Here is a 21345-nt window from a genome sequence, read left to right as displayed (position 1 = left end):
TGGTTCACCATGGGGTCCGCCCCCACTTGGCTTTGAAGGTCTTGATGTCCTGCGCCGCCTGTTGGTGCAGTTCGGGCCGCTCGTGCATCGACCCGTTCGGGCAGCGGTGCTCGACGGGGATGCCAGGCACGAGGAGCGCGCCGCCCTGCTCGCGGGCGCGCCAGTCGAGGTCGTCGTCGCTCGCCCACCACTTCATGGACTCGTCGGCGCGGAGGCCGTGTTCGCCGCGGAGCATGTAGGCGTAGCCCGTGATGCGCTTGCGGAGGTCGATCGGCTCGGCCTTCGTGTGGAGGATCTGCCGGGTGCCACCGAACTGGTCGGGGTAGGCGAGCACGGCGGTGGTGGAGCGCATGGCGCGGGACAGGCGGTCGATCCAGCCCGGAGGCACGACCACGTCGCTGTTGAGGACGGCGATGTCCCACACGCCGGCGCCTTCCGTGTGTGCGGAGGCGTCGGCGAGGGCGAGGCCGACGTTCCACAGGGTGGAGATGTTCGGTGGGTCCAGCGGGATACGGACGACGCCTGCTTTGCCGTACCACTGCTCCACGTCGACGGGCGGGTCGGACAGGTTGTCGATGATGATGACCCGGTCGACCTGGTCGATGACGGAGCCGACGCAGTCGGTGAGCAGGTCGTGCCGGTCGCGGACGGGGATGACGGCCGCCCGGTAGGGGACGCTCACTGGGGCCGCCATACGGTGCTGTGCGCGGGCCCGGTCTCGGGGCGCAGCGGGGCGTAGTAGTAGCAGGCGAGGGAGCGCCGCCAGTGCTCGCCGGTGATGGGGTCGGGGTGGCCGTGCCACGAGTCCTGGGAGCAGGCGAAGATGACGGTCTGGTTGAACGGCGGCAGCACCTCCACCTCGCGCTGCTGGCCGAGGTAGAGGACGCCGCCCCAGTCGCGTTCCCACTCGGAGTTGAGGAAGACGAGCAGGTTGATGCGCCGCTCGAGCGGCAGCGTCGGATGCGTGTTGAAGTCGACGTGCGTCTCGAGCCTGCCGCCAGGCCCGGTCATGTGCATCCCGCCACCCACATCGTCCGCGGTGAGCGGGCCGATCCCTGTCAGCTCCTCCAGATGCCGGCACATCTGCTGTGAGCGGGCGTGGGTGAAGAAGCGGTTGACGGCCGGGCCCCACATGCGGGAGTCGCCGGCGCGTTTGCCGTACTCCTTCGGGTCGGGGTAGGTCATCCAGCGGGGGTCGTCGCCGGGTGGGAACTCGGCTGCTGCGGCGTGGAGTTCGTCGTCGGGCCAGAGCCCGTCGAGGACGAGGTGCGGGAACGGCTGGGCGTTCGCGAAGGCGGCGCGGTGCTCCTCGGTCAGCGCGTCAGACAGCATGGCGGGTTGTCTCCTGGGGGGGTGGAGGTGTCGGTGTCGAGCCACGACGGGTGGTCGAGGTACCAGGCGACGATGTCGGCGAGGGTGTCGTCGAGGGGGCGTGACGGCTGCCAGCCGGCGGCGGCGAGTTTGCTGCCGTCGAGGGCGTACCGCAGGTCGTGTCCGGGCCGGGAGGCGTGGTAGGCGACGAGTTCGTAGTCGAGGGGCCGGCCGAGGATGCGGGCGATGGTTTGGGCGATGTCGAGGTTGGAGCGTTCCTCGCCGACGATGTGCCACATGGAGGGCCGGTCGTGCTGCGGGTACATCTGCGGCTGGTGGTGGGTGATGAGGTGCAGCCAGGCGGCGCCGAACTCGCGGGCGTCGATCCAGTGGCGTGAGCCGGGTTGGCCGTCGGGGCTGGAGTGGATGGGCACGGTCTCCCCGGCGAGGATCTTGCGGATGGTGAGGGGGACGAACTTCTCCGGGTCCTGGCCGGGGCCGATGAGGTTCATGGTGCGGGTCAGTACGACGGGCACGCCGTAGGTGCGCCAGTACGCCGTGCAGATGGCGGACTGAGCGGCCTTGCTCGCGCTGTACGGGTTGGAGGGCAGGACGGTGTCCCACTCGCGGTGCGCGTAGCCGGCCGGGGCGGGCCCGTACTCCTCGTCGGTGCCCATCTGGAGCAGCATCCGCGGGCGCGCCTCGCGTGCGTAGTCGAGCACGTTGAGGATCAGCTCGGTGTTGTTGCGGATGAACTCGGCGGGGTGGGCGATGCTGCGGTCGACGTGGGACTCGGAGGCGAGGTTGAGGATGTAGTCGACGCGGCCGATGTCGCGGGCGAGGGTGCGCGGGATGGGGGTGGCGAGGTCGTGCATCACGGTGGTGACGCGGTGCTCGGCGCCGGGTGGGATCGCGGCCGTGATGCGCTGGGAGTTGCCGCGGTGGCGGAGGGTCCAGGGGGTGATGATCTCGGCGCGGGTGTGGGTCAGCAGGTGGTGGAGGACGTGGCTGCCGACGAACCCGCTCGCGCCGGTGAGGAGGATGCGCATGGCGGGGACGGTAGAAGCCCCCCGCGCATGATCATTCCGGGGTGGTGGAGGCGACGAGTTCCCCGACCACCGTCTCCGGGGCGCGGCCGGCGGTGGAGAGGAGGTGCTGCTGGGCGGCGGTGAGCGCCGCGGTCCGCTGCTCCTCGTCGAGGTTGAGCACGCCGAGTGCCGCGCCGACAGCGTCGACGACGATGCGCGCCTCCAGCTCGATGCGGTGCTCGAGCTGGATCTTGGTGGGGGGTTCGACGCCCTGGAGCTTGCACCGCTGCGCCACGATCCGGGCGACGCTGTCGGCGGCTTTGGTGTCGCCCTTCATGGCTTTGGGCCAGAGGGCGGCTTGGAGCCGGTCGAGGCGGGCGATCTCGACGGTGCGGAGCTCGTCGAGGTTCTGGCCCATCTCCTTGAGGTGGTTCTTCAGGGCTTCGTTGACGGCGGTGCAGGCGGCGCCTCTGGAGGCGTAGCCGGTGCGTTCGGCGATGGATTCCCAGTCGAGGCCGGCGAGGGCGAGTTCGACGGCCAGTTTCCGCTTCTCGGCGGCGCGTGCGCGCTGCGCGCGTGATGCGGCCATGGCGTCCTCCTCGTCTCAGGGTCTGGTGCGTTTCAAAATCATCAGGTGGTGAAGTCTCGCAGCTCGCCGGTGGCGGCGTGGACGGGTGGTTCGCCGGTGGTCTCCTGGTAGTGGCGGCACAGATGGTCGGCGGTGTGGAGGTCGGTGTCGCCGCAGGCGAGGGTGTGGGGGCCGAGTTGCCAGGTGTCGCCGGGGCGGGAGATGGGCGCGCTGGTGGGTGCCGTGCCGGTGGCCGGGTCGTCGGGGTCGGGGTAGTGGAGGAGGTAGTCGGCGGTGGCGGCGGTGTAGCCGGTGCCGTCGTAGTCGCCTTCGAGGTAGGAGAGGAGTTCGGCGAGGGCGTCGTTGTCGTAGGTGCCGAGGTCGGCGGTGCGGTTGTCGGCGAGGTTGATGCGGCGGGCGGTGTCGTCGTCGCAGAGGATGAGTTCGCAGCGGGCGGTGGTGTGGCCTTCGGCGGCTAGGGCTTTGAGGGTGTGGTTGCCGGCGAGGACGGTGAGGGGGCCGTCGGGGATGGCGCGGACGACGAGGCTGCGGTATTGGCCGTTGCGGCGCAGGCTGGCGCGGATCTGGTCGATGTCGCCGTGTTTGGCGTTGCCGGGGAAGGGGGTGAGTTCGTTGAGGGGGATGTCGGTGGTGCGGATGTAGGTGGCGGTGGGGTGGTTGGTGTTGGTGGCCACGGGTTTCCCCCTTGGTTACTGGGTGGCGTGGTTTGATGGTAACGATGCGTGCAACCGGGGTGGCGGCTCATGGGGTCGCGCGCAGGACGAAGGCCCGCACCCGAGGGCGTCGGGGGCGGGCCTTCAGTTCGTGCAGAGGTCAGGCTTGCGGCGGCACCGGCATGACCCACACCTTCTCGGGGCCGACCTTGTCGCACAGATCCTCGATCGGGTCGCGGTGCTCCCAGTCGCTGAGCGGCGTCACCTCGATCGTCTCGCCGTGCACGCGCTCGGCCTCGACGAGCCAGGCCATCAGGTCGTGCTTGTCCAGGCCGTCCGGCGGCATGACGTCGGCGAGGTGCGGGTGCTGCTGCAGCAGGGCGGGCTTGGCCTTGTCGCACGCGTCGGGAAGTTGGTGGGTGAATAGGTTCTGCCCGGTCATGAAGTTGAGGATCTCGTAGATCCCGTCCATGTGGCGGCGGGACAGGAGCTTCTCGGTGGTGACGCTGAGGACGTCGGCGAGCGCGAAGGTCTGGGTGGCCATGTAGCCATCCTCTCTCAGGTGGGCGGGCGGTGGCGGTGGGTTACGACTGGTCGGTGTCGATGGAAAGCTGGCCAGGCGTCTGCATGACGGGCTCGGGCGGCATCAGTGCGTCGAGGGCGGCCTGGTGCTCCGTGTCGCCAGAGGCGCAGAACACCTTGCGGTCGGCGGTAATGGTCCAGCCGGTACCAGTGAGGGCCTTACGGGCTTCGTTCAGGTCGGCGAAGTGGGCGGTGTACTCATCCTCGTCGAACTTGTATTGGCAGACGTCGCAGGCGACGGTGATGCAGGTGTGCTCGCGGATCATGCGGTCTCCTCGGTGCTTGCTGCGCGGCGAACGCGCATCCGCTCCTTGACCTGTTCCTGCGTGGGCTGCTCCCACTTGTGCCAGCCGACGGGCGGCTTCCACTGGCGGGCGTGGCCGCGTTCGTCGAGGTCGCACCAGCGGCAGCCGGACGGGTTCGGAACGGTCATCGGGTGGCCTCGCTGCTCTCGGTGGGGTAGTTGACAGCGCAGAGGAGGTTCTGCCGGGCGTGGGTGCACTGGCCGGACTCGCATCGGCGGGAGCGGAAGCGGAGGCAGCGGTCGGGGTCGTGGTCACAGGCGCCAGTGCGGCACTCGACGGGGAGGTACGGGTAGTCGGTCATGTAACGCGCCTTTCGGTGGCCCTTGCCGTCGGCCCGGTCGCGCCGCGCGTGTAGCGGGGGTGGATCAGGCCGACGCAGGTGCGGTGGGGGGATCAGAAGTGTGGGCATTGCACGTGGTGGCGGCCGTCGCCGTAGCAGTACGGGCAGCGGCTGAGGCGGGCAGCCACGAGGATGATGCGCTTAACGGGGTTCTCCTGCGGGAAGTCAGGCCGGGGGCGGGACCTTGGGGAGGTCAGCCCTCCCAGGCGCGGGCAACGTCGTAGGCGCGGGCGAACGCGGACGCGAGCGGCAGCCGCTGCTCCGGCGGCAGCGTCACCGAAGCGGCCACGCCGTGCTCCCACACAGCGACCGTCACTCCGCCGTCGGCGACAGTGACCTCGGTACCCCAGCCGCTCCAGACGGACGTCCACGACTCACCGGCGGTGAGAGCGTCGATGAGGTGCTGCACGTCCGGAGTCTTCACCCACTCCTCGGTCTCGTTGACGCGGATGACGACTTCGGCTTCGTCCTTGCTGGCGCGCAGCCCGGCGGGGATGACGGTGAGGGTGCCGTCGCTGGTCGTGTAGTCCCACGGCTGCGGGGTGATTTCGGCGACGGCGATGTTCCAGGCGTCCTTGAAGTCCATGGTGGGCCTCCTGTCGTATCGAAGGGTTAGACGGTGAGTGCGAGTTGCGCGGCCTGGTCCAGGTGGTCTGTCAGTTGCGGGTGTTGCGCTTCCACTGCTGCCGCTCGGCGCGCTTCACGCGGCGGCGGGCGGTCTTGCGGGCGCGGCCGGGGGGCTGCCCGCAGCAGTGGCAGTCGCGTCCGCCGGGTCCGTCGGGGCAGTGGCGGCCGATCATTCGGGGCATCGGGGCTCCTCTCGGGTCAGGCGGCGAGGGCCAGCTTGGCGGCGGCCTGCTTGTAGGCCATCTTGCGGGGTCGCTGGCCTTGTTGATGTTGCGCTTTTTGGCTTCGGCGAGGGCCTGCTCCCAGGTCATGGGCAGCGGCTTCAGTTCGGGTTGGGGCCTGGGTTCTCCCTGCTGGTCAGGTGGCTGATGAAGTCGGTGAGGTCGGCGACGAACTCGTTCACGAGGGCGGCGGCCTGCTCGGGCGTGTTGGCGATCAGGTGGTAGATGGGCTGGGTGCAGGGCTCGTCGTGGTGGGAGGGGGTGGGGTCGAGCCACCAGCCCTCGATGACGTACTGGTCTCCGAGGCGTTGGGCGGTGACGTATCCGCCGGGAACGGGCGTGAACGGGGGGACGGTGGGCATTGGGGCCTCCGTTGTGGGGTTAGGCGGCGAGGCGGTGGGCGGCCTGTTCGAAGAGGCGGGCGGCGGTGATGTCGCGGGGGCGGTAGGTGGCGAGGCGGTGGGCGAAGGTGGTGGCGGTGTAGAGCTTGATCTGGGTGGTCTTGCGGGTGCGGCCCTTGAGTTTGATCTTGGTGGTGCGGGCGGCGTCGGCGGTGAGGCCGCGGGAGAAGGCGGCGGCGTAGCGCTTGGCGGTGGTGGGGGGGATGCCGGCGGCGATGAGGTGGGTGCGGGCGGGTTGGGGTTGGCCGGTGTTGGTGGCGCGGTGTGCGCGGCGGGTGGTGCGGGTGTGGGCGGCGCGGGTGCGGAGGGTGGCTCGGCGGGTGCGGGTGGCGGCGTTCATGTGTGGGTTCCCCCTCGGTGTGGCTGGCCCCTTGCTCGGGGTGTAGCTACACGCTATGCCAACTCGGTTCTCATAGTCAAATCCATTGGCCAACTTGGCACGCAAATAATGTTCACCTATATTCCTAGCCAAGTCGGTGTGCGATCCTGTCCGTATGAACGCACCCGAGCCAACCCAGGAAGACCGCTACGAGGCCGTTGAACGTCTGAGCCGCGAACTCCGCGAACTCCAGCGCGCCGTCTCGGAGAAGCAGGAAGCCCTCTACAAAGAGATCTTCAACGCCTTCCCAGAGAACCGGGGCGAGGACCGGAAGCGAGGCGTCCTTGCCGAGCTGTCCCGTCGGTCCGGCTGGACACGCGAGTACGTCGCTCAGATCCGTGACGGCAAGATGACCGGAGGCACGCCCTCCGGCTGAGGGAGAGAACGACGAAGGCCCCGCCCGGGAACCCTCCCGGAGCGGGGCCGCACCATGAGACGGATCAGTACTCGCCGGACTCCCGCAACTCCTGTCGCACCGCATCCAGGTTCTCCGGGCAGTACGCCTTCACGCCGGCCACCAGGAGCTTGTTCGCGTCGTCCTTCTTTGTGCCCCAGTCGTCGCCGACCGGGTACAAGCCTCCGCCGCCGAACATCTCGAACATCCACTCAACGCTGTGGCCGTCGTCCAGTTGCTTGCACCACTCCTCCGGGTACGCCAGTAGCGCGGCGTCCGACGGGCTGCCGCTGAAGGGGATCTCGTGCGCGGTCTCTAGGTACTGCTCCTCTCTGCTGAGGGTCTTCGAGGGGCTCGGCTCTGCGGCCGGTTTGTCGTCGTCGCCGGATCCGCAGGCGGTCAGGGCGAGGAGCAGGGCGGCAGCGATCGCGGTGGTGGTTGTGCGCATGGGGTCCCCCCAGTGGTTGTTGTGCTGGGGCGCATCATGGCGGGGCGTGGAGGGATCGTGCAGACACTGTCACTGTTCTGTGACGTGATTGCGCTCGTTGGGGTGGCTGGTGTGGGTGAGGGGGCGGCACACTGCGGTGCATGAGTGTGCGGGTGAGTGTGCAGGCGGACTCGGAGGATGAGTGCGCGGAGGTGTTGGCGCGGCTGGTGGAGGGCGGGTTCGTGCCGGTGTTGACGCCGCGGTTTATGACGGATGGGCGGTGGCTGGCGCGTGCGGTGCCTGCTCCGGCTGGTCGCGGGCGGGAGCCGGCCGAGCGGTAGGTGTGCGACGGCCCCACCACCCGCGGGGGGAAGGGGTGGTGGGGCCGGGTGCGGTGGAGTGTCGCACTGTCAGTGTCGCAGCGCTGTCAAACCGCTCAGCGCCGGGTTTCGCGCTTGGCGGTCTTCCCCTGCTGCGGCTCCTGCTGCGCCCGCTTGAACCATCCTCCGCGGCTCGCCTGATAGGTCGTCTCGTGGCCCTTGAGACGCGGGTCGTCGGGGCTGATGGTCTTCTTGAACCCGAGTGCCATGATGGCGCTCTCCTGTCTCCTCGTCGGGATAGGGGGGCCGGGGCGGGCCGCGCTCTACTTGGTGGTTGGGGCGGCCCGCTCCGGGGCTTATCGGCGGAGCCAGCGCACGAGCGTCCGGGCTGGATTGCTGCCGTCCGGGACGGTCGTGAACGCGGCGCTGCTGCTGTTGTTGTTGTCGTTGTTGTTGCTGGTCAACGGCCCCTCCGGAGCGGCCTCGACCGCGGGGGAGGGGAGGGGCGGGAAGTCGTCCCGGTGCACGCCCGGGGAGACACCCGACCGGCGGCCCTTCATCCGCACCCCTCCGCGGGTGGGGATCCCGGCCTCGGCGAGCGCCGTTTTCACGGCCTGCGCTGGGGCCCCGAGATGCTCGGCGAGGGCGGCCGTGTGGGCGTGCGGTGAGCCCACCTCGTGAAGGGCCCGGACGAGCTGCTCGCGGGTGATCCCGGCGGGCTCCGGGGCGGCCTCGAACGGCTGCCCCTCGGGGCCCCGATCGGGGGTCGGCCCGGGGGCCGTGCCAGGCTCGAGCGGGTTCGGCAGGCGCAGCCCCAGCACGACCGCGGTCACGAGCCATCCGGCCGCCAGGATGGGCACCGCGACGTCCCATCCGGGCCAGCCCCGCAGGAACCCCCCGGCGAGCACCACCAGGGCGAGTCTCAGCAGCGGCCCGGCGGCGATCCACGCAGCGATCCCCCGGCTGATCCGGGATGAGCCGGTCCAGATCGCAACCCATACCCGCACGTCAGCCCCCGATCATCATGAGGACTGCTGCGGCCAGCTCCGAGGGGATCGCCCACAGCGTGCCGTCGCCTGCCGCCGGCCACACGATGCCCGCGATGAGCCCGAGGATCGCGCCTCGTAGCGGGGTGAGCCGCCAGCAGGTCATGAGGATGAGCAGGACGAGGGCGACGGCTCCGATCCCGACGTTGCCGAACGGGCCGGAGCCGCTGCCGACGCCGAGGCCGGTGAGCCCTTGGCTGGTGATCCTCTCGGGGTTCGACCAGATTGAGCCCGCCGCGCTGAACGCGGTAGAGGCGACGAAACCGCAGATCATCGCGGGGTTGTCCTTGAGCCGTACCCGCCCCTCCCCCTTCACGCCGAGCGCGAGGAACAGGGCGAGAGCGAACGCCAGCCCGCCGGCGCCGAGCGCGCCGAAAACGGCTCCTTCCGGGGCTGCCAGGTACACGAGGGATCTCCTAGATCAGGGCGTTGGGCGTGTTCAGCGCGGTAGCGAGCAGGGCGGTTGCCATGGGGATGCGCAGGACCCACAGGACGGGCGGGTGCAGCCGGGCGGGCAGCAGGCGCAGGTAGCCGCTGGCCACGAACTCGGCGCCGACCCACGCGAATCCGGCGAGCGCGATCCCGGCGGGGGTGGCGCTGTTGCCGAGCGGCTCGAGCAGGCCCTCCCGGATCACGGCGTCGAGCTGCAGCGCCCATCCGGCGGCGGCTGCTGAGCCGTTGTAGGCCCACCAGCGCCGGATGCGGCGGCGCCGGTCGGTCTCGGCGGGGTCGGTGTCGGGCTGCGGGGCGGAGGTCTGCGTGATGTGGACGTGCACCCCGGGCGCCTGCTCGGCCGATGCGGGCGGCGCGGGCGGTGCGGGCGGCTCCGGGTCGGCCGGCTGCGGCTCGTCGTGCTTGGGGGCGCGCCTCCACCACTCCGGGTCGGGCGGTGCGGGCATGGCGGGCTCCTGCGGGGCGTGGCCGAACGGGTGGACGTCGTGGGCGTGCAGCAGAGCTCGGGCGCGCAGCTCATCGCCGCCCGGCTCACGGCTCATCTCGGTGCGGCTCACAGGTACATCCCGGTCCCTTCGGTGCCGGCGTCGAGCCGCTCCCGGGCCGCCCTGAGCCGTCGGCCCGCGGTGGCCGGGCTCACGCCCAGCAACAGGGCCGCGGTGTTCTTGGTGAGCCGCTCCCCCTCCTTGAGCCGCGAGACGAGTTCGCAGATCTGCCGCTCCTGCTCGTCGATGTGCGGCTCGTTCACGACCGCGGGGGCGGGGGCGTCGGAGGCTGTCGGGGCCGGCTCGGTCAGCGGCGAGACGGGCTCACCGCGGACGGGCAGGTCATCGGTCTGGTGCGCGAGCAGTGGGAGGGGCTGCGGCTCGCGGGCGCGGGCGGGCGCGGCGACGCTGAGGGCGGTCTGCACGGCCTCGTCGAACCCTGCGGTCTCGGGGCTCGGCTCGGGCTCGACCGGCTCGCGGCTCATCGGCTCACGGCTCACCGGGGGCGGGCTCACCGGCTCAACCGGGGGCAGCTCACCGGCCGCCGTCTGCGGGCCGAGCATGTCACCGAGGGCCTCCCCCGCGCCCTCGGTGAGCCGCTCACGCATCACCGTGGTGAGCCCGTCACCGAGCCGCATGTCCCCCTCGCCGACGTGAGCCATGAGCCGCCACGCACGCAGCGCCGACCACTTGCGGACGATCCGCCACGGGTGGTGAAGCGAGCGGGCGCGCAGGTAGGCGATGCGTCGGAGGGTGGCCGCGTTGCGGCGCTGCGCCTCGGTGTCCCGGCCGGTGGCGTGCACGACGATGCGGCGGGCGAGCAGGCCGAGACCCTCGGCGGACACGGTCATGGCCATGGGGGTGATCGCGAACACGACCGCCTCGCGGGTGGTCGGGGCGATGACCAGGCCGGTGGTGGACGCTGCAGCGGGCAGCAGCCACAGTCCGGCGCGGACGGTGCGGGGCGCCGCCTGGCCGAGCATCGTCAGCCCGACGTAGACGAGCGCGAGGACGAGGACGGCGCCCTCACCGGCGGCGACGACGCCGGCGGCGGTGCCGTGCCGGTGGAGTACGGAGACGATGTTGTCGTAGGTGCCCCATGCGCCGGCGACGCCTGCCGCGATCATCGGCAGGGTCGCGGCGCCGAGCACGATTTTCTGTCCGCGGGTGAGGGTCTGCACGGTGCGCCTCCGGTGCGCTGTGGTGGGGGTTAGTGGCGGGTGGTGAGGCAGAGGGCGGTGTCGCCTGCGTGGCGGGTGTGGGTTGTCTCGGGCAGGTCGGCGCACGGGGTGGGGCCCGGCTGGTGGACGGTGCCGACGATCCGGAGCGCGCCGGGGGTGCAGTCGATGCGCTGCAGTTGGCGGTCGAGGCAGGCGTTCAGCGGCCAGCGGGACGGCCGTGGTTTGGCCGGGATGCTGGCGGTCGGGGTGGCGGTGGGTTCGGGCTGGGCGACGGTCGGGGGCCGGGTGGGCTGCCGGTCGTCGAGGGCGCTGCCGTCGAGGATCAGGTAGGAGACGCCGGCGGCGACGCTCGCGGCGAACGCGGCTATGACGGCGGCGACGACGAGCAGGCGGAGCAGTGTTCGCAGGGTGCGCATGGTGGGTGTCCGGGGTTGGGCCGCGCCCCGCGCTGGGGGTTTCCGCGGGGCGCGGCGGTCGGTGGGGTGAGACGGCGGTCGGGCTTAGATGCCTCCGCCTTGGATGCCGGTGCCGCCGCAGGCGCCGCAGGTGCGCCACACCTGGACGGTCTTGCCGTCGTGGCTGTGGTCGACGACGTGGCCCTTGGCGCCGCCGCAGGCGGGGCAGGCGCGGGCCGGGGGCGGCTGCTGCTCGCTCATCGGCCAACCCCCTCGGCGAGGGCGCGCAGGCGGGCCGCGTACTCGCAGTGGTGGGCGCCGGCCGGAGGCGGCAGGATGTCGACCCAATCGCCGGTGAGGCCGAAGGCGCGGGCCCATCCGCGGACGGTGTGCAGGTCCGTCTCGCGGTTCGGCTGGCGCTCGAGGCGGTCCGCCAGCTCGACGAGCACGGCGCGGGTGGACGGCTGCTGTTGCTGCTGGTTCATTCGTGCGCCGCCCTTGCGCGGAGGCGGCGCGCGTACTCGCCGACCGTGCCGGAGATCGGGGGCAGCATGCTGCGGACGAGGGCCCGCACGAGGCTCTGAGAGCTGCGGGGGCGGACCTCGCGGAGGATGGGGTTCTGCACGGCGCGGAGGGCGTCGCGCAGAATCGGCTCGTCCATGAGGGCCTGCTGCTGCGGGTACCGGTCGAGGTAGTCGGCGGCGAGCGTGACGATGCGCTCGGCGCGGGCCAGTCCGGGGTCTTCGCGCGTCATCAGCCGAGCTCCTTGGCGGCGTGGCGGAGGCGGAGGGCGTACTCGCCGCGGCTGATGCCGGTGAGCTCCGGCAGCGCCCGGTAGGCGCGGTCCATGGCGTCGCGGCTGACCGGGTCGGGCAGGGTGGCCAGGATCGCGTCGTGGGCGACGTCGAGGGCGTGCTCGCGGGTCTCGTGGTCGACGGGCCGGGTGGGCGCGAGCTCGAGGATGGTGGCGGTGACGAGCAGGACCTGTGCGGCGTAGCTCGGCTGGCCGAGCAGGTGGCGTAGGGCTTCGTCTGCGCTGTTGTGGTCGGTACGCTCCATGGCGGACCTGCCCTTTCGTATCGGTTGTGGGTTGGTCCGCCCCGACCCATATGGAGCGGCAACTCCGGGTCGGGGCTTTGTTGTTGGTCAAGTGGCAGCGCTGCTACCACCCAACGACTGTGCAGGGTACCCTACACGCACAGCGCAGGGAAAGGGCGGCGCTCCTGAAACAGGGAGTTGTCGTGACAGACGACGCGGCGAACAACGCGCCGGACGAGGAGGTGCAGCGGGTGCTCGACGCCATCGACGAACTTGGGGCCGACGGCAGCGCGGAGGACCGGGCTCGGCGGCTTACGGCATTGCTCGACCAGTGGCCGGACACCCATGCACGGGTGCGAGCCGCGCGCCAGAGGGCGGTAAAGGAGCTGCACGACGGCGGCATGTCGTACCGGAAGATCGCGGGCATGCTCGGGGTGAGCTTTGGCCGGGTGCGGCAGATCATCGACGGCGAGTCGGCGGGGCCGGCCAAGCGGAAGAAGGCGGAGGGGGCGCAGGATGGGTGACCTGGTGGTGTGGCTGCGCGCGCAGCTCGACGACGACGAGCGGATCGCGCGGGCGACGGAGTGGTGTGCTGGCACCCAAACCTTCAACGGGTGGAATGCGGCCCAAGTCGACGAGGTGGACTGGGAGATCCGATCACGGAACGCGGTGATCGGTTCGGGACTCGGCGAAGAGTTCGCCCGGCACATCGCGGAGCATGATCCGGCGCGGGTGCTGCGCGAGATCGACGCCAAGCGGCGGCTGATCGGACGCATCAACACCCACGCCACCGTCATGGGATGGGATGAGATCCACGGGGACCTGCTGCGCAGCCTCGCCCTGCCCTACGCGGACCGGCCCGGCTACCGCGAGGAGTGGCGCCCGTAGCCCCCTGGACGCACAAAAGAGCCCCCACCGGATGAGCCCGGTGGGGGCTTGTTGCTGAACGAGTGCAGCACTGGCGGGTCGGCAGCAGCGGTACGGCCCGGCCAGCACCACCAGCGTGCCACGCCTCGTCAAGTCGCGGTTGTCAGTGGTGTGCCGCACGCTGGCCGTATGCCGAAGGTGATCGTGTTCCCGCCGGACGAGGAGGGCGGGCGGGCCGTGCGCGCCGGCGGGGTGCGGCTCGGTCGGGCGTTCTCACTGCGGGACGTGGCGGGGTTCCTGCAGACGGCGGGCCTGCCGGAGGTCGACGATCTCGACGTGGCGGGGGCGGAGTGGATCGAGTGGCGTGGTGGGGGCCCGGACGTGTGGGAGCACTGACCGGGGGGTTCCGTCGGGGGGTGGGTGGGCGTAGCGTCGGGGGTCCACATGGGAGGGGCGCCCAGTGTTCGGCCCGCCGCACCGGTTTGGTGTGGCGGGCCGTTGCTGTGGCGGTCGCGCCCGTGGCCGCGGGCCACCGCCTCTGAACACCGTCCGCGCCGGCGTGCAGCGTGGGTTCAGGGTGCCATGTCGGTGGGGGGTTGTTCGGTGGGTGGTTCGAAGGGTGCGGTGAGCTGGTCGAGCCGGGCCCGCCATTCGGTGATGAGCTGCTCGTCGGCGGCGTCGAGTGCGGCCTGGTCCTGCTCGCGGGTGGCGCCGATGGGGACGTGGCGGATGCGGGCGGTGGAGTGGCCGATGCACCAGCCGACGGAGAGGCCGAGGGCCGCGGCGAGGAGGTGGGTCACGCCTGGCCTCCGGGGATCGCGCTGGTCGCGGCTTGGCGGGCGGTTTCCCGCAGCTCGGCGACGAGGGTCTCGACGTCGTGGAGGGAGACGCGGACGGGGACGCGGGCGAAGGGGGCGCGCGCCCACACGGTGACGACCGGGCGGTCGTCGAGGTCGGTGTCCGGCTCCAGTTCAAGGCGGTGGCCGGTGGCGTCTCGGTAGGTCATGGGTTTCTCCGGTTGCAGATGGCTGTGTGGGCGCGGCGCCCTGCCTCGCGGAGGAGGAGCAGGGCGCCGCTGGCGATGGGCCAGACGACGATGGCGATGCCGAGGGTGCGGCCCATCAGGCGGCCTCCTCGTAGGTGTGTGGTTGGGTGCGGGCCCACAGCGGGGGTGCTGTGCGGGCGTCTCGCGGGCTGTGAGGGGCTGTTGCGGTGCGAGAGTCGCGGCGGTGCTTGTTCGGCCGTGAGGCGGGCGCCTGGCGGGCTTCTCGGGCGCGCCACGCTTTGACGGCCCGGTACACGGTGTAGGCGGCGGCCTCGAGGGTGAGGGCTGTGAGGGCGGCGAGGGTGCAGACCCATATGAGGGCGCCGTAGAGGATGTGCAGGCCGGCGTCGGCTATTTCGGTGATCACTGGTGGGCTCCGTCCTGCCGCGCCCCGGCGGCGGGCTCGTCGTCCTCGTCTTCGAGGCGTTGGATCACAGCGCGCATGTCGTCCTCCCACTCGGCGGGGACGTGGATGGGGACGTTGTCGCTGCGGCAGGCCATGGCGGCAAGGTGGCCGTGGTTGCCACCGCGCCAGCACCACCAGCCGACGTGCACGAGGGGCGGCGTCTCGGTTGCCGTCTCGTCGGCCACGCGGCGCACCTGGTCGAGCGCGGCGTCGACGCCGTTGCAGAAGTCGCAGCCGTCCTCCGCCTTGTAGCCGCAACTGCCGGTGGCGGTGCGGATGGCGCGCTCCACGTCGGCGAGGACGACGGCCCGGTCGGTGCGGTGGGCGGCAGGGTCGCAGGCCGGGCAGTGGCAAGGGCCGTCGGTGTACTCAGGAGTCAGGCACCCGGATGACGGCAGCACCGCAAGCACCGCGTCGGCGCGGCTGTAAGCGTTCTGCACGACGGTCTCAGGGCGGCGCATCGACGTGTACTTCGGGCTGTTGTTGCCCTCGGCCCACTGCATCAGCGCTTCGGCGATGCGGTCGCGGAGTGCGGTCTGGGCGTCGGCGTCGGCGCGGGCGGGCGTCAGCTCGTCGAGGATCTCCCGGACGGCCCGGCATACCCGCTCGTGCTGCTCGGGGTAGGTGGCCGTGCGGGGGCCGGGGATGGCGACGGCGTCCCACAACGCGTCGGCGTGCTGCACGGACAGGCCGTGCGTGGTGGTGGTGGGTGGGGCCACGGCAGCAGACACAGCGGCGGACTCGGCGCGCTCCATCGCGGCCCGCAGTGCGGACACGACGGCCGGGGTGCGGATCACCTCGGGGAGGTGCTGCTCCCAGTAGTCGGCCATCTGGCGGATGCGGGCGAGGGCGGCGCGCGCGTGCCTCAGCTCGGCGTGCGCTTCCTCGGTGGCCTGCTCGGTGATCGTGACCTCGGCGATGTCGTCGCGGTCGTCGAGGCCGCCCTCGATCCACGGGACGACGTTCCTGACGAGGTCGTCGTGGTCGAAGTAGTAGTCGCCGTCAGGCTTGGTCTTGATCGTGACGGTGAAGGTGGCGGTGAGCTGGGTCATCGTGGTCTCCGGGTGGTGGGGCCACCCCGTGGCGGGGCGGCCGGGCGGGTCAGATCAGGCAGAAGCGGCGTTGATGCGGCGGGCAGCGGCGAGCGCGGGCGCCAGCCACAAGGCGTTCTCGTCGGGCGTCACGCCGTGCCGGGTGACGGCGTCGCAGGTCTCGGCAGTGGTGCGGAGGATGTGGGCGTAGCAGGCGTCGATGTCCGGGTATTCGCCCGTGAGCGTCGGCGGCTCGGCCGTCTGGGGCGCGAGCTTGTCGGCGGCCTGACGGAGTTCGTCGGCGGGGTTGGTCATGGTGGTGCCTTTCTGGTGGGATCGGATGGCCGGCCGCCCCTGATTGCCGCGGGGGCGGCCGGTGTTGTGGTCATGCGGCTGGCAGGGTCAGCGCGGACAGGCGGCGGGCGGCGGCTTCCGCGTACTTCTCGTTCGCCTCGATGCCGATGGCGCGGCGCCCGGTCTGGCGGGCGGCGTCCAACGTGCTGCCGCTGCCGGCGAACGGGTCGACGACCAGACCGCCGGGCGGGCAGGCGTAGCGGATCAGCGGGTCGAGGACGCCGAGAGGCTTCTCCGTCGGGTGTAGAGCGCGACCGTGCATCGATCGGACCTTGACGACGGACCGCAGCAGTCGGATGCCGTCGGAGCCGTCCCACGTCTTCGCTGCGATCTTCCCGGTGTGCTCGCGAGCCGTGGCCGTTGCGCGCACTCCGCCTTCACCGCCGCCACGCCGCCTGGACCTTTCGGTGGGTACTTCGTGGTGTACGTCGCACCAGTCGCCGCGGTACCAGTGGGTGGCGATCTCGTGGACGCGCTTGAAGCGGTCGGCGGCGAACCCGCTGCCGTTGTGCTTCTCCCAGACGATGTCCTGGCTGAGCTTCCAGTCGGTGAACTCGTCGCGGCGGTTGAGGAACATGCGCATGCTGCCGAAGCACCACATCGACGAGGCGACGGTCGCAGCGAGGGTGGGCCAGCCGTCGGGCCACCGGTCCCAGTCCAGCGCGGTTTCGCCGTAGGGCGGATCGGCGACCACGAGGTCCGCCTTCAGGCCGAGCGCGGGCAGGATCTCCCGCATGTCGCCGAGGTAGAGCTGAAGGCCGGTGTCGGGGTCTTCCCAGTACGGGGTGGTCACGGTGGTGCCTCTCGTGTGGTGGGATCGGATGGCCGGCCGCCCCGATAGCCGCGGGGCGGGCGGTGTGGTCACGGCTAGGCGGTGGCGGTGAACAGGTCGAGCTGATTGCCGAGCGGCCGGTTGGACCACAACACCTCGGTCCGCGCCTTGTCGGTCTTGGCGTTGCCGGTCATCGACGCCTGCGTGTACCGGTGCCAGCCGGCGTACAGCTCGTCGTAGAGCGGGCTGCTGTAGCCGGACAGGACGACCGCGGCTCGACAGTCGGCCAGCGCGGCCGCGAGCTCCCGATGCTCTTCCTCGGTCTTCATCTCGTGCCGGTAGTTCGACCACGGGCGGGTCGTGCCGAGGTACGGCGGATCCACGTACAGCAGCACGTCCGGTTGGGCCCCGTACTTGCCGATCAGGGTGAGCGCGGGCAGGCACTCCAGTGAGACGCCGTGGAGGCGCTCTGCAGCTGCGGCGAGGCGCTGGGCGTAGGCCTCGAGGTAGCCGGGCATCGACGTGGCCGAGCCGGCCGGGTCGATGTAGTGCCGCCAGCCGGTGTTGCGCAGCGTGCCGGAGCGGCCTTGGGCGAGGCGGCACCAGATGCGGCGGGCCAGCTCGAGGTCGTCCTCCGTCGGGTCCCAAGTGGCGGCGAGCTCGGCACGGGAGTGCGGGGTGAGCATGCAGGCGCGGAGCAGCTCGGTGGGCCGGTCGCGGAGGACGCGCCAGAAGGTCATCAGTTCGCCGTCGAGGTCGTTGACGGTTTCCATGCGGGAGGGCTGCTTGGCGAGGAGGACGGAGAGTCCGCCGGCGTAGGGCTCGACGTAGTGCTCGTGCGGGGGCAGGAGGGACACGATCCAGGGGGCTATGCGCTGTTTGCTGCCGAAGTACGGGATGGGCGATCGGACCGCGGTGGTCATGTGCTGCTCCGGGTGGTTGTGGTGGACTGGGTGGGCCGGCCGCCCCGATAGCCGCGGGGCGGGCGGTGCTTGCGTTCACGGGGTGGGGTGGTGGCCGAGGTGCTGCCTCAGCCGGGCCCACCAGGACGGGGGTCGGGCGCTGTCCCGGACGACGGCGAGGTAGGCCGCGGTGGTGATCAGGCCGCGCATCCAGGCCCGGGCGNNGGGGGCGCCCGGCGGGACGGTCAGGCGGCGCAGGGAGTCGACGGCGGCCTGGTCCTCGTCGGTGAACCCGTCCTCCGACCAGATCCGCTCCTGTGCCTGTTCGAGGGCGTAGACGAGCATCGTGCGCTCGGCCACGGTCAGGCTGGCCGTCGTGGGCTGCTGCGGTTCGACGGCGATGGTCGGGCGTTCCAGCTCGGCCACGCGCGCTTCGGCCTCCTCGGCGCGCTGCCGCTCGCGCTGCCAGTCCTCGAAGGTCGGCGCCGCGTCGCCCCGGCCACAGGCCGGGCAGTAGCCGCGAGACACCTCACGCAGGGCTGCAAGTTCCTTGCGCAGGCTCTCCAGCTCGGCGCGGAGGGCGTCGATGTCGGTGAGCTGTTCGTCGGTGAGGCGGTCTGTGCTCATCGGGTGATCTCCTTCGGGGCGCAGTCGGTGCAGGGTGGTGGTGTGGGCCCGGTGGCGGCGGTGCCGCACGGCCAGGCGCCGGGACGACGGATGTGGTAGTCGGGCTTGGCCGGTTCGCTGCTGGTGGTGTCCGGCTTGGTCTGGGTGCGGCCGACGAGGGAGAGCAGGTAGCGGACCAGGTCGCCCTCCTCGCGCATCGCCGCGAGGTCTTCCGGCTGGGGTGCGTTCACGTTTCCGCCATGTCGACGAACCGGCTGTAGTGCAGTTGGGCGGCGACGGTGACCGTGCCGCGGGGGCCGCCGCGGTGCTTGCCGACGATCAGGTCGGCTTCGCCGGCGCGGGCGGTCTCTGCCTCGTAGGCGTCCTCGCGGTGCAGAAGGATCACGATGTCGGCGTCCTGCTCGATGGATCCGGACTCGCGCAGGTCGGCGACCATGGGGGTCTTCTCGTGGCGCTGCTCGGGTCCGCGGTTGAGCTGGGCGAGGACGACGACGGTGATGCCGAACTCCTTGGCGAGGAGTTTCAGTCCGCGGGAGATCATCGATACGGCGACCTGCCGGGACTCGGCTCGTGGGGCCTGCATGAGCTGGAGGTAGTCGACGATCAGCAGGCGCAGGTTCTGGGTGCGGACCATGCTGCGGACGATGGCGCGGAGGCTGGCGAGGGTGACGTGCGGGTTGTCGTCGATGATCAGCGGGGCGTCGCCGATGGCGGGCAGTTTGAGGGCGGCGCGGGCCATGTCCTCGTTGGAGACGACGCCCCGCTTCAGGTGGTGGAGGGCGATCTTCGCTTCGCCGCACAGGACGGTGTTTGCGAGTTCGTCGCGGCTCATCTCCAGGGACACGAAGTAGGTGGTGATGCGGTGGGTGACGGCGGCGGCGCGGGCGAAGCCGGTGGCGAGGGTGGTCTTGCCCATGGCGGGGCGGGCGCCGATGACGACGAGTTGGCCGGGTGCCCAGCCGCCGGAGAGGAGGGCGTCGAGGTCGACGATGCCGGTGGGGATGCGGTGTTCCTGCTTGGGCGGGGTGATGGCGCGTTCGAGGGCGGCGGGCAGCAGTTCGCCGATGGTGGCTGCCTGGGAGACGGAGGTGGGGCGGACGAGGTGGTCGATCTCGGCTTGGAAGGCGGGGACGTCGGTGTCGGGGTCGAAGGCGGGGCTGGTGGCTTTGAGGCGCATGGTGGTGCCGAGGGCGGCAGCGCGGGCGGCGACGGCGATGCGGGCGACGCGGTCGGCCCAGTAGCCGGCGGCGCCGGGCATGGCCTGGTTGTACAGCTCGGAGAGTTGGAGGGCGGTCAGGGGGCGGGTGGCCATGCGGCCTTCGGCGTGCCAGGCGTCGAGTTTGCGGGCGACGGCTTCCCAGCGGATGTCGCCGGAGGTGAGGTGGGGGGCGAGGTCTTCGACGGCGTACCAGATCATGCGGAGGCGTTCGTCGCTGATGTCGGCGGGGTCGAAGCCTTCGGCGGCGAGGTCGTCGACGAGGCGGGGTTGGGCCATGACGGTGGCGGCGAGGATGCGTTCAGCTTCGGGGTCTGCGGGCCCGGTGTGGGGTGCGGTGTCCGGGGCGAGCGTCTCGATGTCGGTGGTCATGTGTAGAGCTCCTCGGCGATCGCTTCGGCGTGGGGGGTGGCGTGGTCCTGCCCGTCGCACTGGGTGCAGGGCTGGGTCTGGCAGAAGTCGAGGAGGCTCACGGGCGGGGCTCCTTCCGGCGGTCGTCGCCGCGGAGCAGGGCGACGCTGCCGCGGCACATCTCGGCGAGGCGGGAGGCGACGCGCGGGCCGGTCACTTCGGACAGATGGTTGGGCAGCACATCGCTGGTGACGATCACGGGGCGGCGGTTGATGTACCGCTCGTCGAACAGTTCGAACAGTCGCTCCTGCGTCCACTCCGTGGGGCGGGCTGCTGCGAGGTCGTCGATGAACAGCAGGTCACACGTCTGGAGTTCACGCACGAGGGTGCGGCCCTCGCCACTGGGGGCGTCCGGGCGGAGCGCGTCGAACAGCGCCGTCGACCGGAACATCTTGATGACCGGGGTGCCGCGCCAGGAGCGGTCGGCGGCGTACTGCACTTCGAGCCAGCGCCGGCAGGTCTGCCATGCGGTGTGTGTCTTGCCGACGCCGATGTGCCCGGTCAGGAACAGGCTGGCGCCTCCCCAGCCGGCGACCCAGTCGAGGACTTCCTTGGGCAGGTCGATGGGCGGCCGGTACAGGGCGGGGATGCGCTCGTCGAAGCGGTGCAGGGCCGCGTAGCGGCGTTCGACGAGGACGGATTCGCGGGGGCTGAGTTCTTCAGCCGAACTGAAGGACATCGGGGATCTCCTCCTTGGGGATGTCGCTGGGTGCGGTGGGCGGGCCGGCCGGGCGCTGGCCGCGTTGGCGGGCGAGGGCCTGGCGGCGGAGGGTTTCGTACTTGGCGCGGAGCTTTCCGGGGCTGAGGATGTGCGCCTGCCAGAACGGGTCGTTGTGGGCCCAGTCGATGGCGGCGATGGCCTGGTCGGGGGTGACTCCGTCGCGGTCGATCAGGAGGCGGGTGTCGCGGCGCCACGTTTTGGTGATGGTGGGTTTCTTGCCTCCGCCTTGGGCGACGACGTCGGCGAGGTGCTTGCACACGCGCTCGACGTCGTGCCGGATGGGGTTTTCAGCGGATGCCGGAGGCTCCGCGTCTTCTTCTTTCCCTGCTCCCTGTTCCCTGCTCCCTGATCCCTGCTCAGGGCGGAGGGTTTCGCGAGGGCTCTGGAGATCCTCCGGAGGATTTCCGGAAGTCTTCGGAGGGTTGCAAGAGTCCAGGTCAGCGGGGGTGTGGTCGACCTCTTCGGGCCTGGGGTAGCGGGGTTTGCGGGGGTGGCTGACCTTCTGGTGCTCGGCCCAGTTGGTGACGGCCACGAGCTGCTTTCCGGAGGCTTCGTAGAGGGTGATGAGACCCCCTGCGTGAAGGCTCTGGAGATCCTCGCGAGTCCTCTGGAGGATGTCCGGAGCTTCTTCGAGGGGCCAGATGGCGGCTCGGATGAGCCGCGGGTCCGCGAGGCCGACTCCGTTGTCGTCGACGTAGGTCCACAGACCGATGAAGGTCAGGCGCGCGGACAGCGGCTGGTCTGCGATCGCGAGGGAGGTGAAGAACTCCGGCTTGATCGATCGGATGCGAGCCATGGCGTGGAGAGCTTCTTTCGTG

Annotated in this window: 39 protein-coding genes; 4 read left to right on the top strand and 35 right to left on the bottom strand. The window is 71.0% G+C overall.

The window, feature by feature from the left end:
* Window positions 1-4: 4 nt before the first annotated feature.
* From ABD207_RS25875 to ABD207_RS25815, 13 genes are all read right to left on the bottom strand, one after another.
* A complete protein-coding gene (locus tag ABD207_RS25875) occupies window positions 5-682 on the bottom strand; it encodes a glycosyltransferase family 2 protein (RefSeq protein ID WP_344015554.1) in 678 nt (225 codons plus the stop codon).
* Complete coding sequence (locus ABD207_RS25870) at window positions 679-1332, bottom strand: 2OG-Fe(II) oxygenase (protein ID WP_344015553.1); 654 nt, start codon at window positions 1330-1332, stop codon at window positions 679-681. The genes ABD207_RS25875 and ABD207_RS25870 overlap by 4 nt, the downstream gene beginning before the upstream one ends.
* On the bottom strand, window positions 1314-2360 hold the full coding sequence (locus ABD207_RS25865) for a dTDP-glucose 4,6-dehydratase (RefSeq protein ID WP_344015552.1): 1047 nt from the start codon (window positions 2358-2360) through the stop codon (window positions 1314-1316). Before ABD207_RS25865 ends, ABD207_RS25870 begins: the two co-directional genes overlap by 19 nt.
* Before the next feature lie 31 nt (window positions 2361-2391).
* Window positions 2392-2928, bottom strand: a complete 537-nt coding sequence (locus ABD207_RS25860) for a hypothetical protein (RefSeq protein WP_344015551.1) — start codon at window positions 2926-2928, stop codon at window positions 2392-2394.
* 41 nt (window positions 2929-2969) lie between these two features.
* Window positions 2970-3602 carry a ParB/RepB/Spo0J family partition protein gene (locus tag ABD207_RS25855; protein WP_344015549.1) on the bottom strand — a complete coding sequence of 211 codons (633 nt, stop codon included), beginning with the start codon at window positions 3600-3602 and terminating at the stop codon, window positions 2970-2972.
* 139 nt (window positions 3603-3741) lie between these two features.
* Window positions 3742-4125: a DUF7736 domain-containing protein gene (locus ABD207_RS25850; protein ID WP_344015548.1), complete on the bottom strand. Its 384-nt coding sequence runs from the start codon at window positions 4123-4125 to the stop codon at window positions 3742-3744.
* Between the two features lie 40 nt (window positions 4126-4165).
* Window positions 4166-4429: a hypothetical protein gene (locus ABD207_RS25845; protein WP_344015547.1), complete on the bottom strand. Its 264-nt coding sequence runs from the start codon at window positions 4427-4429 to the stop codon at window positions 4166-4168.
* Window positions 4426-4596: a hypothetical protein gene (locus tag ABD207_RS25840; RefSeq protein ID WP_344015546.1), complete on the bottom strand. Its 171-nt coding sequence runs from the start codon at window positions 4594-4596 to the stop codon at window positions 4426-4428. The genes ABD207_RS25845 and ABD207_RS25840 overlap by 4 nt, the downstream gene beginning before the upstream one ends.
* The gene (locus tag ABD207_RS25835; protein ID WP_344015545.1) at window positions 4593-4769 is read right to left on the bottom strand and encodes a hypothetical protein; all 177 of its coding nucleotides are present in this window, start codon (window positions 4767-4769) and stop codon (window positions 4593-4595) included. The genes ABD207_RS25840 and ABD207_RS25835 overlap by 4 nt, the downstream gene beginning before the upstream one ends.
* 232 nt (window positions 4770-5001) lie before the next feature.
* Entirely contained in the window at window positions 5002-5394 is a 393-nt protein-coding gene (locus tag ABD207_RS25830) for a hypothetical protein (protein WP_344015544.1), read from the bottom strand.
* Window positions 5395-5464: 70 nt separating this feature from the next.
* Window positions 5465-5617 (bottom strand): hypothetical protein, encoded by a 153-nt coding sequence (locus tag ABD207_RS25825; RefSeq protein WP_344015543.1) that lies wholly within the window; start codon window positions 5615-5617, stop codon window positions 5465-5467.
* Between the two features lie 140 nt (window positions 5618-5757).
* Window positions 5758-6018 carry a hypothetical protein gene (locus tag ABD207_RS25820; protein WP_344015542.1) on the bottom strand — a complete coding sequence of 87 codons (261 nt, stop codon included), beginning with the start codon at window positions 6016-6018 and terminating at the stop codon, window positions 5758-5760.
* A 19-nt stretch (window positions 6019-6037) separates the two neighbouring features.
* Window positions 6038-6397, bottom strand: coding sequence for a hypothetical protein (locus ABD207_RS25815; protein WP_344015541.1), 360 nt, complete (start codon window positions 6395-6397; stop codon window positions 6038-6040).
* A gap of 154 nt (window positions 6398-6551) precedes the next feature.
* Here ABD207_RS25815 and ABD207_RS25810 point away from each other — a divergent pair, with 154 nt between their 5' ends.
* Window positions 6552-6812, top strand: a complete 261-nt coding sequence (locus tag ABD207_RS25810; protein WP_344015539.1) for a hypothetical protein — start codon at window positions 6552-6554, stop codon at window positions 6810-6812.
* A 64-nt stretch (window positions 6813-6876) separates the two neighbouring features.
* On the opposite strand, the gene ABD207_RS25805 is transcribed toward ABD207_RS25810, so the two are convergent.
* The 11 genes from ABD207_RS25805 to ABD207_RS25755 form a co-directional block, all read right to left on the bottom strand.
* Window positions 6877-7278, bottom strand: a complete 402-nt coding sequence (locus ABD207_RS25805; protein WP_344015538.1) for a hypothetical protein — start codon at window positions 7276-7278, stop codon at window positions 6877-6879.
* Window positions 7279-7693: 415 nt separating this feature from the next.
* Window positions 7694-7846, bottom strand: a complete 153-nt coding sequence (locus ABD207_RS25800; protein ID WP_344015537.1) for a hypothetical protein — start codon at window positions 7844-7846, stop codon at window positions 7694-7696.
* Between the two features lie 87 nt (window positions 7847-7933).
* Window positions 7934-8584, bottom strand: a complete 651-nt coding sequence (locus ABD207_RS25795) for a hypothetical protein (protein WP_344015536.1) — start codon at window positions 8582-8584, stop codon at window positions 7934-7936.
* A gap of 1 nt (window position 8585) precedes the next feature.
* A complete protein-coding gene (locus ABD207_RS25790; protein WP_344015535.1) occupies window positions 8586-9029 on the bottom strand; it encodes a hypothetical protein in 444 nt (147 codons plus the stop codon).
* 10 nt (window positions 9030-9039) lie between these two features.
* The gene (locus ABD207_RS25785; RefSeq protein WP_344015534.1) at window positions 9040-9633 is read right to left on the bottom strand and encodes a hypothetical protein; all 594 of its coding nucleotides are present in this window, start codon (window positions 9631-9633) and stop codon (window positions 9040-9042) included.
* The gene (locus ABD207_RS25780) at window positions 9630-10742 is read right to left on the bottom strand and encodes a hypothetical protein (protein ID WP_344015532.1); all 1113 of its coding nucleotides are present in this window, start codon (window positions 10740-10742) and stop codon (window positions 9630-9632) included. Before ABD207_RS25780 ends, ABD207_RS25785 begins: the two co-directional genes overlap by 4 nt.
* 29 nt (window positions 10743-10771) lie before the next feature.
* Window positions 10772-11158 carry a hypothetical protein gene (locus tag ABD207_RS25775; RefSeq protein WP_344015530.1) on the bottom strand — a complete coding sequence of 129 codons (387 nt, stop codon included), beginning with the start codon at window positions 11156-11158 and terminating at the stop codon, window positions 10772-10774.
* A gap of 84 nt (window positions 11159-11242) precedes the next feature.
* Window positions 11243-11398, bottom strand: a complete 156-nt coding sequence (locus tag ABD207_RS25770) for a hypothetical protein (protein ID WP_344015529.1) — start codon at window positions 11396-11398, stop codon at window positions 11243-11245.
* Window positions 11395-11622 (bottom strand): hypothetical protein, encoded by a 228-nt coding sequence (locus tag ABD207_RS25765; RefSeq protein ID WP_344015528.1) that lies wholly within the window; start codon window positions 11620-11622, stop codon window positions 11395-11397. The genes ABD207_RS25770 and ABD207_RS25765 overlap by 4 nt, the downstream gene beginning before the upstream one ends.
* Complete coding sequence (locus tag ABD207_RS25760; RefSeq protein ID WP_344015527.1) at window positions 11619-11891, bottom strand: hypothetical protein; 273 nt, start codon at window positions 11889-11891, stop codon at window positions 11619-11621. The genes ABD207_RS25765 and ABD207_RS25760 overlap by 4 nt, the downstream gene beginning before the upstream one ends.
* Entirely contained in the window at window positions 11891-12196 is a 306-nt protein-coding gene (locus ABD207_RS25755) for a hypothetical protein (RefSeq protein ID WP_344015526.1), read from the bottom strand. Before ABD207_RS25755 ends, ABD207_RS25760 begins: the two co-directional genes overlap by 1 nt.
* 182 nt (window positions 12197-12378) lie before the next feature.
* On the opposite strand from ABD207_RS25755, the gene ABD207_RS25750 reads away from it, so the two are divergent.
* From ABD207_RS25750 to ABD207_RS25740, 3 genes are all read left to right on the top strand, one after another.
* A complete protein-coding gene (locus ABD207_RS25750) occupies window positions 12379-12699 on the top strand; it encodes a helix-turn-helix domain-containing protein (protein WP_344015524.1) in 321 nt (106 codons plus the stop codon).
* A complete protein-coding gene (locus ABD207_RS25745; RefSeq protein WP_344015523.1) occupies window positions 12692-13063 on the top strand; it encodes a DUF6221 family protein in 372 nt (123 codons plus the stop codon). The genes ABD207_RS25750 and ABD207_RS25745 overlap by 8 nt, the downstream gene beginning before the upstream one ends.
* 168 nt (window positions 13064-13231) lie before the next feature.
* Entirely contained in the window at window positions 13232-13438 is a 207-nt protein-coding gene (locus ABD207_RS25740) for a hypothetical protein (protein WP_344015522.1), read from the top strand.
* A gap of 176 nt (window positions 13439-13614) precedes the next feature.
* Here the strand turns inward: ABD207_RS25740 and ABD207_RS25735 are convergent, their stop codons facing one another.
* From ABD207_RS25735 to ABD207_RS25680, 11 genes are all read right to left on the bottom strand, one after another.
* Window positions 13615-13842 carry a hypothetical protein gene (locus tag ABD207_RS25735; RefSeq protein ID WP_344015521.1) on the bottom strand — a complete coding sequence of 76 codons (228 nt, stop codon included), beginning with the start codon at window positions 13840-13842 and terminating at the stop codon, window positions 13615-13617.
* The gene (locus tag ABD207_RS25730; RefSeq protein WP_344015520.1) at window positions 13839-14048 is read right to left on the bottom strand and encodes a hypothetical protein; all 210 of its coding nucleotides are present in this window, start codon (window positions 14046-14048) and stop codon (window positions 13839-13841) included. The genes ABD207_RS25735 and ABD207_RS25730 overlap by 4 nt, the downstream gene beginning before the upstream one ends.
* Before the next feature lie 115 nt (window positions 14049-14163).
* Complete coding sequence (locus ABD207_RS25725) at window positions 14164-14454, bottom strand: hypothetical protein (RefSeq protein ID WP_344015519.1); 291 nt, start codon at window positions 14452-14454, stop codon at window positions 14164-14166.
* The gene (locus ABD207_RS25720) at window positions 14451-15545 is read right to left on the bottom strand and encodes a hypothetical protein (protein WP_344015518.1); all 1095 of its coding nucleotides are present in this window, start codon (window positions 15543-15545) and stop codon (window positions 14451-14453) included. The genes ABD207_RS25725 and ABD207_RS25720 overlap by 4 nt, the downstream gene beginning before the upstream one ends.
* Window positions 15546-15599: 54 nt before the next feature.
* Complete coding sequence (locus ABD207_RS25715) at window positions 15600-15839, bottom strand: hypothetical protein (RefSeq protein WP_344015517.1); 240 nt, start codon at window positions 15837-15839, stop codon at window positions 15600-15602.
* 70 nt (window positions 15840-15909) lie between these two features.
* Window positions 15910-16671 (bottom strand): DNA-methyltransferase, encoded by a 762-nt coding sequence (locus ABD207_RS25710; RefSeq protein ID WP_344015516.1) that lies wholly within the window; start codon window positions 16669-16671, stop codon window positions 15910-15912.
* 74 nt (window positions 16672-16745) lie between these two features.
* The gene (locus ABD207_RS25705) at window positions 16746-17573 is read right to left on the bottom strand and encodes a DNA adenine methylase (RefSeq protein ID WP_343998344.1); all 828 of its coding nucleotides are present in this window, start codon (window positions 17571-17573) and stop codon (window positions 16746-16748) included.
* 602 nt (window positions 17574-18175) lie between these two features.
* The gene (locus ABD207_RS25695) at window positions 18176-18409 is read right to left on the bottom strand and encodes a hypothetical protein (protein WP_344015513.1); all 234 of its coding nucleotides are present in this window, start codon (window positions 18407-18409) and stop codon (window positions 18176-18178) included.
* Window positions 18406-19767: a replicative DNA helicase gene (locus tag ABD207_RS25690; RefSeq protein WP_344015512.1), complete on the bottom strand. Its 1362-nt coding sequence runs from the start codon at window positions 19765-19767 to the stop codon at window positions 18406-18408. The genes ABD207_RS25695 and ABD207_RS25690 overlap by 4 nt, the downstream gene beginning before the upstream one ends.
* 97 nt (window positions 19768-19864) lie before the next feature.
* Window positions 19865-20485, bottom strand: a complete 621-nt coding sequence (locus ABD207_RS25685) for a DnaA ATPase domain-containing protein (RefSeq protein WP_344015510.1) — start codon at window positions 20483-20485, stop codon at window positions 19865-19867.
* Window positions 20466-21323 (bottom strand): hypothetical protein, encoded by an 858-nt coding sequence (locus tag ABD207_RS25680; RefSeq protein ID WP_344015509.1) that lies wholly within the window; start codon window positions 21321-21323, stop codon window positions 20466-20468. The genes ABD207_RS25685 and ABD207_RS25680 overlap by 20 nt, the downstream gene beginning before the upstream one ends.
* Between the last annotated feature and the right edge of the window lie 22 nt (window positions 21324-21345).

This window comes from Streptomyces thermospinosisporus, from assembly GCF_039526425.1.
Classification (GTDB): domain Bacteria; phylum Actinomycetota; class Actinomycetes; order Streptomycetales; family Streptomycetaceae; genus Streptomyces; species Streptomyces thermocarboxydovorans.
Note: the sequence above shows the minus strand (reverse complement) of the source record. Positions and strands in the feature narration are given on the sequence as shown.

What these genes read in the sequence shown, in the direction of transcription:
- ABD207_RS25870 (WP_344015553.1), bottom strand. Translation starts at nt 1,332, where the DNA reads ATGCTGTCTGACGCGCTGACCGAGGAGCACCGCGCCGCCTTCGCGAAC.
- ABD207_RS25865 (WP_344015552.1), bottom strand. Translation starts at nt 2,360, where the DNA reads ATGCGCATCCTCCTCACCGGCGCGAGCGGGTTCGTCGGCAGCCACGTC.
- ABD207_RS25860 (WP_344015551.1), bottom strand. Translation starts at nt 2,928, where the DNA reads ATGGCCGCATCACGCGCGCAGCGCGCACGCGCCGCCGAGAAGCGGAAA.
- ABD207_RS25850 (WP_344015548.1), bottom strand. Translation starts at nt 4,125, where the DNA reads ATGGCCACCCAGACCTTCGCGCTCGCCGACGTCCTCAGCGTCACCACC.
- ABD207_RS25845 (WP_344015547.1), bottom strand. Translation starts at nt 4,429, where the DNA reads ATGATCCGCGAGCACACCTGCATCACCGTCGCCTGCGACGTCTGCCAA.
- ABD207_RS25840 (WP_344015546.1), bottom strand. Translation starts at nt 4,596, where the DNA reads ATGACCGTTCCGAACCCGTCCGGCTGCCGCTGGTGCGACCTCGACGAA.
- ABD207_RS25835 (WP_344015545.1), bottom strand. Translation starts at nt 4,769, where the DNA reads ATGACCGACTACCCGTACCTCCCCGTCGAGTGCCGCACTGGCGCCTGT.
- ABD207_RS25830 (WP_344015544.1), bottom strand. Translation starts at nt 5,394, where the DNA reads ATGGACTTCAAGGACGCCTGGAACATCGCCGTCGCCGAAATCACCCCG.
- ABD207_RS25825 (WP_344015543.1), bottom strand. Translation starts at nt 5,617, where the DNA reads ATGCCCCGAATGATCGGCCGCCACTGCCCCGACGGACCCGGCGGACGC.
- ABD207_RS25820 (WP_344015542.1), bottom strand. Translation starts at nt 6,018, where the DNA reads ATGCCCACCGTCCCCCCGTTCACGCCCGTTCCCGGCGGATACGTCACC.
- ABD207_RS25815 (WP_344015541.1), bottom strand. Translation starts at nt 6,397, where the DNA reads ATGAACGCCGCCACCCGCACCCGCCGAGCCACCCTCCGCACCCGCGCC.
- ABD207_RS25810 (WP_344015539.1), top strand. Translation starts at nt 6,552, where the DNA reads ATGAACGCACCCGAGCCAACCCAGGAAGACCGCTACGAGGCCGTTGAA.
- ABD207_RS25805 (WP_344015538.1), bottom strand. Translation starts at nt 7,278, where the DNA reads ATGCGCACAACCACCACCGCGATCGCTGCCGCCCTGCTCCTCGCCCTG.
- ABD207_RS25800 (WP_344015537.1), bottom strand. Translation starts at nt 7,846, where the DNA reads ATGGCACTCGGGTTCAAGAAGACCATCAGCCCCGACGACCCGCGTCTC.
- ABD207_RS25775 (WP_344015530.1), bottom strand. Translation starts at nt 11,158, where the DNA reads ATGCGCACCCTGCGAACACTGCTCCGCCTGCTCGTCGTCGCCGCCGTC.
- ABD207_RS25770 (WP_344015529.1), bottom strand. Translation starts at nt 11,398, where the DNA reads ATGAGCGAGCAGCAGCCGCCCCCGGCCCGCGCCTGCCCCGCCTGCGGC.
- ABD207_RS25765 (WP_344015528.1), bottom strand. Translation starts at nt 11,622, where the DNA reads ATGAACCAGCAGCAACAGCAGCCGTCCACCCGCGCCGTGCTCGTCGAG.
- ABD207_RS25760 (WP_344015527.1), bottom strand. Translation starts at nt 11,891, where the DNA reads ATGACGCGCGAAGACCCCGGACTGGCCCGCGCCGAGCGCATCGTCACG.
- ABD207_RS25755 (WP_344015526.1), bottom strand. Translation starts at nt 12,196, where the DNA reads ATGGAGCGTACCGACCACAACAGCGCAGACGAAGCCCTACGCCACCTG.
- ABD207_RS25745 (WP_344015523.1), top strand. Translation starts at nt 12,692, where the DNA reads ATGGGTGACCTGGTGGTGTGGCTGCGCGCGCAGCTCGACGACGACGAG.
- ABD207_RS25740 (WP_344015522.1), top strand. Translation starts at nt 13,232, where the DNA reads ATGCCGAAGGTGATCGTGTTCCCGCCGGACGAGGAGGGCGGGCGGGCC.
- ABD207_RS25730 (WP_344015520.1), bottom strand. Translation starts at nt 14,048, where the DNA reads ATGACCTACCGAGACGCCACCGGCCACCGCCTTGAACTGGAGCCGGAC.
- ABD207_RS25720 (WP_344015518.1), bottom strand. Translation starts at nt 15,545, where the DNA reads ATGACCCAGCTCACCGCCACCTTCACCGTCACGATCAAGACCAAGCCT.
- ABD207_RS25715 (WP_344015517.1), bottom strand. Translation starts at nt 15,839, where the DNA reads ATGACCAACCCCGCCGACGAACTCCGTCAGGCCGCCGACAAGCTCGCG.
- ABD207_RS25705 (WP_343998344.1), bottom strand. Translation starts at nt 17,573, where the DNA reads ATGACCACCGCGGTCCGATCGCCCATCCCGTACTTCGGCAGCAAACAG.
- ABD207_RS25690 (WP_344015512.1), bottom strand. Translation starts at nt 19,767, where the DNA reads ATGACCACCGACATCGAGACGCTCGCCCCGGACACCGCACCCCACACC.
- ABD207_RS25685 (WP_344015510.1), bottom strand. Translation starts at nt 20,485, where the DNA reads ATGTCCTTCAGTTCGGCTGAAGAACTCAGCCCCCGCGAATCCGTCCTC.
- ABD207_RS25680 (WP_344015509.1), bottom strand. Translation starts at nt 21,323, where the DNA reads ATGGCTCGCATCCGATCGATCAAGCCGGAGTTCTTCACCTCCCTCGCG.